Origin of the sequence: Anoxybacillus sp. ST70 (assembly GCF_019553625.1) — a bacterium.
GTDB lineage: Bacteria > Bacillota > Bacilli > Bacillales > Anoxybacillaceae > Anoxybacillus > Anoxybacillus gonensis.
The window spans coordinates 71,897-79,160 of record NZ_JAHZOF010000010.1 but is presented as its reverse complement, the minus strand read 5'-3'; the positions used below and the strand labels follow the sequence as shown (position 1 = coordinate 79,160).

12 protein-coding genes are annotated in these 7,264 nt (G+C 39.4%); 2 read left to right on the top strand and 10 right to left on the bottom strand.

Features of this window, described 5'->3' with window-relative positions; all coding sequences use genetic code 11:
* The first annotated feature begins 367 nt into the window (after positions 1-367).
* Positions 368-646: a hypothetical protein gene (locus K1I43_RS12980; protein WP_019417378.1), complete on the top strand. Its 279-nt coding sequence runs from the start codon at positions 368-370 to the stop codon at positions 644-646.
* A 12-nt stretch (positions 647-658) separates the two neighbouring features.
* Positions 659-1,126 carry a type II toxin-antitoxin system PemK/MazF family toxin gene (locus tag K1I43_RS12975; protein ID WP_019417377.1) on the top strand — a complete coding sequence of 156 codons (468 nt, stop codon included), beginning with the start codon at positions 659-661 and terminating at the stop codon, positions 1,124-1,126.
* Positions 1,127-1,169: 43 nt separating this feature from the next.
* Here K1I43_RS12975 and K1I43_RS12970 read toward each other — a convergent pair whose 3' ends face one another.
* From K1I43_RS12970 to K1I43_RS12925, 10 genes are all read right to left on the bottom strand, one after another.
* Positions 1,170-1,841, bottom strand: coding sequence for a LysM peptidoglycan-binding domain-containing protein (locus K1I43_RS12970; RefSeq protein WP_019417376.1), 672 nt, complete (start codon positions 1,839-1,841; stop codon positions 1,170-1,172).
* Positions 1,838-2,257 carry a phage holin family protein gene (locus K1I43_RS12965; RefSeq protein WP_019417375.1) on the bottom strand — a complete coding sequence of 140 codons (420 nt, stop codon included), beginning with the start codon at positions 2,255-2,257 and terminating at the stop codon, positions 1,838-1,840. The genes K1I43_RS12970 and K1I43_RS12965 overlap by 4 nt, the downstream gene beginning before the upstream one ends.
* A 157-nt stretch (positions 2,258-2,414) precedes the next feature.
* Positions 2,415-3,239 carry a hypothetical protein gene (locus K1I43_RS12960; RefSeq protein WP_019417374.1) on the bottom strand — a complete coding sequence of 275 codons (825 nt, stop codon included), beginning with the start codon at positions 3,237-3,239 and terminating at the stop codon, positions 2,415-2,417.
* An 81-nt stretch (positions 3,240-3,320) separates the two neighbouring features.
* Positions 3,321-3,458, bottom strand: coding sequence for a hypothetical protein (locus tag K1I43_RS12955; RefSeq protein WP_019417373.1), 138 nt, complete (start codon positions 3,456-3,458; stop codon positions 3,321-3,323).
* Positions 3,459-3,460: 2 nt separating this feature from the next.
* Complete coding sequence (locus tag K1I43_RS12950) at positions 3,461-3,847, bottom strand: hypothetical protein (RefSeq protein ID WP_019417372.1); 387 nt, start codon at positions 3,845-3,847, stop codon at positions 3,461-3,463.
* A gap of 10 nt (positions 3,848-3,857) precedes the next feature.
* Positions 3,858-4,949 carry a tail fiber protein gene (locus tag K1I43_RS12945; RefSeq protein ID WP_019417371.1) on the bottom strand — a complete coding sequence of 364 codons (1,092 nt, stop codon included), beginning with the start codon at positions 4,947-4,949 and terminating at the stop codon, positions 3,858-3,860.
* 1 nt (position 4,950) lies between these two features.
* Complete coding sequence (locus tag K1I43_RS12940) at positions 4,951-5,487, bottom strand: YmfQ family protein (protein WP_019417370.1); 537 nt, start codon at positions 5,485-5,487, stop codon at positions 4,951-4,953.
* A gap of 4 nt (positions 5,488-5,491) precedes the next feature.
* Positions 5,492-6,529 (bottom strand): baseplate J/gp47 family protein, encoded by a 1,038-nt coding sequence (locus K1I43_RS12935; protein WP_020424533.1) that lies wholly within the window; start codon positions 6,527-6,529, stop codon positions 5,492-5,494.
* Entirely contained in the window at positions 6,522-6,932 is a 411-nt protein-coding gene (locus tag K1I43_RS12930) for a DUF2634 domain-containing protein (RefSeq protein ID WP_100215853.1), read from the bottom strand. Before K1I43_RS12930 ends, K1I43_RS12935 begins: the two co-directional genes overlap by 8 nt.
* Positions 6,929-7,264, bottom strand: a complete 336-nt coding sequence (locus K1I43_RS12925) for a DUF2577 domain-containing protein (protein WP_019417367.1) — start codon at positions 7,262-7,264, stop codon at positions 6,929-6,931. Before K1I43_RS12925 ends, K1I43_RS12930 begins: the two co-directional genes overlap by 4 nt.

Sequence of the window (7,264 nt, the reverse complement as noted above, 5' to 3'; positions counted from 1 at the left end):
ATCTATTCATGAGACATGAACCTCCTTGTGGATAGTTGTGGCACATCTATTTTAACCAAGGAATCGGGTTCATGTCTCCTTTTTTGTTTGGTTGTAAATTTATGTTAGCGAATTTGCTCATCTACAGTTAACGAGATGATAACTTAAAAATGACGAAAAAACAAGGCGGGGCGATCCGCCTTTTGTTTTAAAAAAAGCAAAATGTCGAAAAAAATCATTTGACATGTTTTTTCGTATAAAATCGCGTAAAATCGTTGATATTATAGGTTTTTCGTATAAAAATGTAGAAAATTCGTTTTTGATATAATAAAAACAAGGACACCTTCCCATACTTGTAGCATATCGTTTATGTAGGAAGGTGATTCTTATGAATGACAAGGAAAACGGGTTAAAAAACAATAAGAGGGGGAAATCTGATATGCTAAATACGAAGGAGTTGGTTCAAAAGACTGTTAGTGATGTGAAGAAAAATAAATCTCCCGTCGACGAAGCTTTGAAACGATTCCGTGACGAGAACGGATATGAATTTTTAGATATGATTAACAACACTAAAATCCGTCAAAAGCATCTGCTAAGACAATTACAAAAAAGGGATTATGATGACAATGATTTTTTTGACCTGTTTGAAAATAAACAAGGAGAATGATGGAGGTTTTGTATGAGTCATTCAGAATTTCGACAAGGTGATATCATATGGTTTAACTTCCCGGAAGAAGACCCTAAACCTCAGTACACGATTAAAGGTCTTCATCCGGCTCTTTTATTACACGATTATACTTTGCCTAATCAAACCGTTGTTTTAGCTCCTTTAACATCTTTATATGATAAAGATGGAAATAAGAAAGAACTAAAATCATATCATTTGCCACTTTACAAAAAAGACTATCCAAACTTGAACAATGATTCGTATGTAAAATTAGACCAAATCATGACTTTTTCTCGAAACAAAATCGGTAGCTATATATGTTCTCTAAACGAAGTTGATAAAGCTTCTTTACATATCAAAATAATTGAATCGCTTCAGATGCAGGATACTATTAGAGAAATTGTCTTTAAACAAATTGAACGTACCGTTCAAGAATTAATTGAAAAATATGTAGAAGATGCCATTTCAAAAGATCTATAGTATTCCCCGCCTTCTTAACAAGATAAGGCGGGGGATTTTTATTTTATAATTTCACACGCAATCTTTGCCCAACACGAATCAAATTCGGATTCGCGATATTGTTCAGTTTTTGCAACTCGTCTATTGTTGTATTGTACTTCTTAGCGATGCTAGAAAGCGTGTCGCCTTTTTGAACAACATATACATCGCCAGTGCTCATTTTCAACTTTACACGCTTTTTGAAGTCTTCAAATGCTTGTCCGTTTTTAACCCACGGTGCAGGGCAGTTCTTCCGCGTGACATCATAGTGACGTACAATATCTTTCATCGGGTCGAGTTTGAATCTTTTACACAACTCTACAAACACATCTTCGGTACGAGCGACTGTGTCGGGATGAAATGTACCGTCTTTCTCTATACACATTTCTACGCCGATAGACAACAAATTCGCGTTTGGTTTCAACTCTGGAACGCCTCGATACGTGCCATCATTCGCATGGTACGCTACTTCATCAAGCGGAATGATATTGAGCGCTTCATTTTTATCAACGAAAATGTGCGCCGATGCGTATCGTTGCGCTTGGATAATGGAGCGATCAAAATACGTGAAATGGTTGGATGCTGATGCGCCCGGATTGGCTGTCCAATGCAGGACGAGCTTTTTCACGCCTTTTAGTTTCGTTCCTGGACGCGAATATTTGTTTACACGAATAAATTTTTCCGTCCACGTGCTCATTGTTTCTCCTCTCCCTTCTGATTTTCACTTTTTAACTGCGCAAATACCTTCGAAACCTGCCCTGGAATGGATACACCCAAACGACCGAGGTTTTCAATAAAACTAATGCCTTCATTGCCAATCAGAAACATAATCATCGTGTTGCGCATAAAATCACCGCTACCCGTCACCGCATCCAGCTGATTTGCTACAATGACCGCTAAAATCATGGCCATTTTTTTCATCAATCCTCGAAAAGCCGTCTTGGATGAAACCTCTTTTGTACCAACAGCGACCATCAGTCCCGAAATATAATCCACGGCCATCATAATTCCAAGCGCAATCGCAAGATGGTCAACCCCGCCAATTAAATAGGCGATAGCTGATGTGCTACCGCCTGTAACCGTTGTGTATAGTGTGTTTGTATTATGTTTCATTTGGTTTCCTCGCTTTCATCAAAAGTAAAAGCACACTCTCATACGAAAGTGTGCTTGTTGCGCATTATCGTCCTACTGCGTAGTAAAAAAGAGCCAACAAAGAATTTGTTGGCTTTCTTTATAGTATCTTTTGATAGTACTAGCAACAATGTTTTCTTTATTTATCCTTTTTAAATTGCATGTCCACTGATTGTTGTGAAATTAGTGAAAAATTAAAAGGGAGTACCTTTCCTTGAATAGGTGTTATTTCTGTTGGTTTTCCTACCATTTTGGTATAATCTCTTCTCATTTGTTGAAAAATACTACTGTAAATTTTTTGATTCTTTTTATAAGCAACATATAATTCAAATAGCCACTCAATATCAACATATTCGTATCTGTTAACCATAATTATATGCTTATGAGAATTTATAAAATCAACTTCAAATATCTGTTCAAATTCTTTTAACTGACTGGTTCTATATTCCTTTTGTGCAATAAACTTTGTATCAGCCCAGTGAGCAACATAATTTCGAGCTTTATAACATTCATTTATTTTTTGTTGAATATCTGTACTAAGATTATCTAATTGTATAATACTTTCCTTACCTTCTTTTAAAAGCCTTTCTTCTAATTTTTCTGCTGTTTTACGAAACTTAGCGTATGAAACAGCCTCCTTTGTTTTGTCACCGATTAAGTTAAGAAGCCGAAGATTAACAAATTCCAATTTATCCCGAATCTCAGCGTATTTATAAAATGGGATAGGCTTTATTTTTGCTCTATTCTGCATATAAAGCGGGTCATTCAGTACTTTTATTATAGTTTCAAGGGAAACTTCATTAATTTCGGAATCATACTCCTTTATTTTTGTACGACATAAATCCTCAACTTCACTTAAATATCGCCTATATCTCCACATTTGCTTTTGAACTTGCTCAATTATTAAACCTAAATAATCTATAAAATCGTCTTTAGTCTCAAGATTATACTTAATCTTCCCCATTAACTATCTCCCCTTATTACAAAGTTAAATCTAATAATTTTAGTATAAGAGGAATTTTTTGTATACGAAAGAGTTTTTTAATTACTGTGTAATTAAGTCCTCTCTTCCCTTTGAAATTAAATAAGCGTCAATCCCTTCTTTCAAATCAGGACGACGCTGGATCACGTAATCGTATGTGTACGCTTCGTCAATGATACGCTGAGCAAGATAAGCTGCCATTGTTACATACCTCCTAACAGTAAGTCATCTAAGGCTTGTTGGATAATTTGTTGGCGTTGTTCTAGTTCTTTCACCTGTTCACTCAATGGCTTCACGTAAACAGGTTCTTGTGGCTCGGTTGCGTTCGGGTCGGGATAACTAAACTCTAATTCTAGCGTTTCGGGATTTACGCGGTAACCGTTGCATTGTGAGAAATCCTGCGCATATTGACCGTATTCGAGCTGAATAACACCAACTGTATCGCGAACACGCTCTTTTAACGCTTGATACGTTTCAAAATCTTGGTTAACGGTCGTTTCGATGACCGCGCCCATCCTTTCACCTGTGTCGAGAATGACGTTACCTGTGGTTTTGTCGTAATAAATTTTTCTCCCTATTTGCTTTATCATGTTACTCCCCCTATTCAAATGCTATCCAATCTATTGTAACGTTTTGTGAGTAAGAAACAATGAATCCTCCAGTTACAAGAGAAATCCTAGAATCTGCTTGATACATGTTTGTTGAAGGAATAGAAAATAGTGACGAATTACCATTAAAATTTCCAGCAACTTGTCCCTTTGAACTTATATAACATAATACATATTTTGGGTTAAAAGCTAATCCTGTAACAGAAACGCTATTGTTATTAGTAATAGAAACTGTTCCACTCGCCCATCTTTTTCCCTCTACCAATGTACCTGTCACACCAAAAATATTTACGCCTTGTCTAATATTTGAAGGAATTAAATCAGGATCGCCTTTAACGATTCCACTTCCATTGTGGTAACCATCTGGGATCGTTTGATCTATTGTACTCGGTGTAATAGTAATAGCCCCTCTATTCGGCATTATTCCTGTCTGTTCTCCGCTATCATTGGTGAACGTCTTACCACTCAATACGTCTGCAGGTTGAGCCGTTCCCCCACCTCCTTCACCCTGTAAGATAAAATTTCCAGAAATAGCATTGTATCTAAGGGTATATATACCTCCTGCTTTTAAGACTGCAGCATTTCCGTTTGGTTTCTTGATCGGTTTAGCACCAAGATTATTCCAATTCAAAGTGGGATTGGCACCACTATCTACATGGACGGTAATCACAATCCCCATTTTATCTACTAACGCTGTCGGTGCAGGATTACTTGAACACGTATATGCTGTCGCTGTTCCTCCTGTTGTTCCGCCATCCGCTGGATGTTTCACATAATCAGCCGAATGCGCAGCAAGAGCGTCATTCACTTCTTTCACCGCACTCGGTGTTGCAGCCTCACTTGTGCTCGTGCTGTTTGTCGAAGTGTTTAACTTCACAATTCCTGCCTGTGTGGTGCTGGCAGTTGGCAACGATTGTTGGGGCAGTTGTTCTGATAGGATTTTTCCATCTGGTCCTAATATAGCGACTTTCCCATCAATCTTGTCCCAGTTGTCATTGAGCATCGTCTGTATGTTAAACGTATCATTTGCGTCAGCAATAGGATCTTTCTTGTATAATCCGAGTCGAGGTGTATTACTCGCCATTTTACGCACCTCCTGCAAATTTATCGAGTGTTGTCGCTTGCAACTGAGAAAGTGTCATCGCGTTATGAATATCTCTAATAAGCAAATAAGAAAACTCGAAGTTGATCGCCAAATGAGCCGGAATAATTTCACGCAAAGCGTTTTGAATGTCGGCTAAATTCAGCGGAACTCCGAGTTTGCTTACAAATTGAATTTTTACTGTATAAATTGATGGCTGTTCGGTTACTTCAACTTGTCCGTTATAGTACGCTTCGGCAACGTTTTTGACCAGTTCTACCGTGACCGTTCCGATACCTCGCAACTTTGACTTAATCACACTTCGGCGATGGTCAATTGGCTTACTTTCGTCAACAGGGATGCCACAAATACCCTCCCAATAGGACAGCCCCCAGGTTGCTGTGTCAATGTGGAATTGTTCTAGTAATTCATCAATATCGTTTTGCAGTAGCCCAATTTCTTCTTCCTCTGCACTTATCAGTTCCTGAACCTCTCGAATGTTATCATAATAGTTAGGGAGATATTGAAACAAATCGACCATTCATCTATTCCCCCAAATTCACCGTTCCAAGTATCGGAACTTCTTCATCTTGTAGCGCAACATTAACCGTCCCCCCGTTTACAGTCAGCCCATTGTAATCAATGACACCAGGCGTACTTAATAAAAGCGTCCCGATTTTTGCATAGCTAACATACGTCGCTGAAAAAGCAATCTCTTTGAAATACTCATCCAGCGCTGCCGCAAAAGCATCTTGCACATTTTGTAATGTGTAGCCCAACGCCAAGACTACATTCCCCGAAACATCGATCGCTTTGCCTATCGCAGAAGCTACTGTAACGGCCGCGCCAATCGGTCGCACTTGTTCGATATACTGTTGGACTTGAGCGACCAATTCATTTGTTGCTGGCTGCATGTCTGCGTTGATGATAGTCACTTTAACCGTACCTGGTCCGTTCCAAAGAGGTGTCACCTTTGTCGCACCTACACCCGCGACTTCAGTTGCCCATTGTTTGTAGTCTGCCGCATTTCCGCTCGTTCCCGGCTCCCGCACCTTTTGCAAAAATCGTTTTCGAAGTGACTCGTCGCTCTCCTCATCTTCGCCAGGAATCAACACATCTGCCAATGTCGCTGTCCCTAGCCCTTCAATCGGTTCGATCGGGAGGAGGTTGCCGAAATCTTGATTCCCTATACTTCCTGATGTTTCAGCCTGCATACGAAATTGACCGTCCGTGATTTTTTCAATCGCTACATAGACCATATCGTTCAGTCTAAATCGGCTTCCGATCGGAATATTAAACGGCGCATTGTTCCCATCTGTAAATATCCCTTTTCGCACAGCAGACGTTGCTTGCTTTCTATATACACCAAAGTCCGCGGCTCTCTTATCTAAATATTCACCCGTCGATGTTTCTCCGAACGCAAGGCGCAAAACTACATCTAATTCGGTGTACATTTGCGCCAATTCTATCGCTGCTGGTGCTAAGGCGTCATAAATAATCGAACCTTCTCGTTTGTCTATATCGTCTGGTATGCGGTCCAGCATACGTTGTAAAATCGTTTCAAACGTCTGATTTTCAAACAACACCGTTCACCTCTTTCGTTAGTTCCACTTTTCCATAAACGGTGTAGCACAAAATTTTCGCAATGGCCGAGTCACCAGAAAATTGCACCGTCACGTCTACATCTGTTACTCGCTCATCCTGCAATACGGTTTCTTTTATTCGTCTTGGCAATTCTGCTTGGACAAAAAGCCGTTCTTTTCCAATCAAATTCTCAAACCCGTAATTATCGCTATAAATCAAATATTTAAAGCGATCGGTACTCAACATTTTAAAGATGGATTGCTTAATCGCCTCTACTCCATCAATCATTCCACCGCATTGGCCATTTTCAAAGTCAAGACGATACGTTTTTGATGGAATCGCCGATGGTTCCATCACTTCTGCTTCTTCAATTGTGATATTTTCAGAAGGAAGTACCATCATCTCACCACCTTATCTAACACAACAAATTGTTGACCGCCTTGAACGCGAAGTAAAACGACTTTATCGCCCTTCTTTAATCCAGTCCGAATCGGCGTATCGGTTAACATCCCACTTAATGCTTTTATTCCTCCGCCGTGATTGTGCTCCAAATTCACTTCGTATCGCGTTACACGTTCCGTAATAACCAAAAATTCTTCTGTCAGCTTCAATTTCTGGTGTATTTGAACCTCAAGGGGGCTTTCAGATACGACTGTACCAAACAAAACATTGACTGGATTTGTTGCCTCTACAGCTTTCACAGCGACTGTTTTAATCAAATCTATTAAACTCAT

Coding starts and splice junctions, on each gene's coding strand:
- K1I43_RS12980 (WP_019417378.1), top strand. CDS start 368: ATGAATGACAAGGAAAACGGGTTAAAAAACAATAAGAGGGGGAAATCT.
- K1I43_RS12975 (WP_019417377.1), top strand. CDS start 659: ATGAGTCATTCAGAATTTCGACAAGGTGATATCATATGGTTTAACTTC.
- K1I43_RS12970 (WP_019417376.1), bottom strand. CDS start 1,841: ATGAGCACGTGGACGGAAAAATTTATTCGTGTAAACAAATATTCGCGT.
- K1I43_RS12965 (WP_019417375.1), bottom strand. CDS start 2,257: ATGAAACATAATACAAACACACTATACACAACGGTTACAGGCGGTAGC.
- K1I43_RS12960 (WP_019417374.1), bottom strand. CDS start 3,239: ATGGGGAAGATTAAGTATAATCTTGAGACTAAAGACGATTTTATAGAT.
- K1I43_RS12955 (WP_019417373.1), bottom strand. CDS start 3,458: ATGGCAGCTTATCTTGCTCAGCGTATCATTGACGAAGCGTACACATAC.
- K1I43_RS12950 (WP_019417372.1), bottom strand. CDS start 3,847: ATGATAAAGCAAATAGGGAGAAAAATTTATTACGACAAAACCACAGGT.
- K1I43_RS12945 (WP_019417371.1), bottom strand. CDS start 4,949: ATGGCGAGTAATACACCTCGACTCGGATTATACAAGAAAGATCCTATT.
- K1I43_RS12940 (WP_019417370.1), bottom strand. CDS start 5,487: ATGGTCGATTTGTTTCAATATCTCCCTAACTATTATGATAACATTCGA.
- K1I43_RS12930 (WP_100215853.1), bottom strand. CDS start 6,932: ATGATGGTACTTCCTTCTGAAAATATCACAATTGAAGAAGCAGAAGTG.
- K1I43_RS12925 (WP_019417367.1), bottom strand. CDS start 7,264: ATGAGTTTAATAGATTTGATTAAAACAGTCGCTGTGAAAGCTGTAGAG.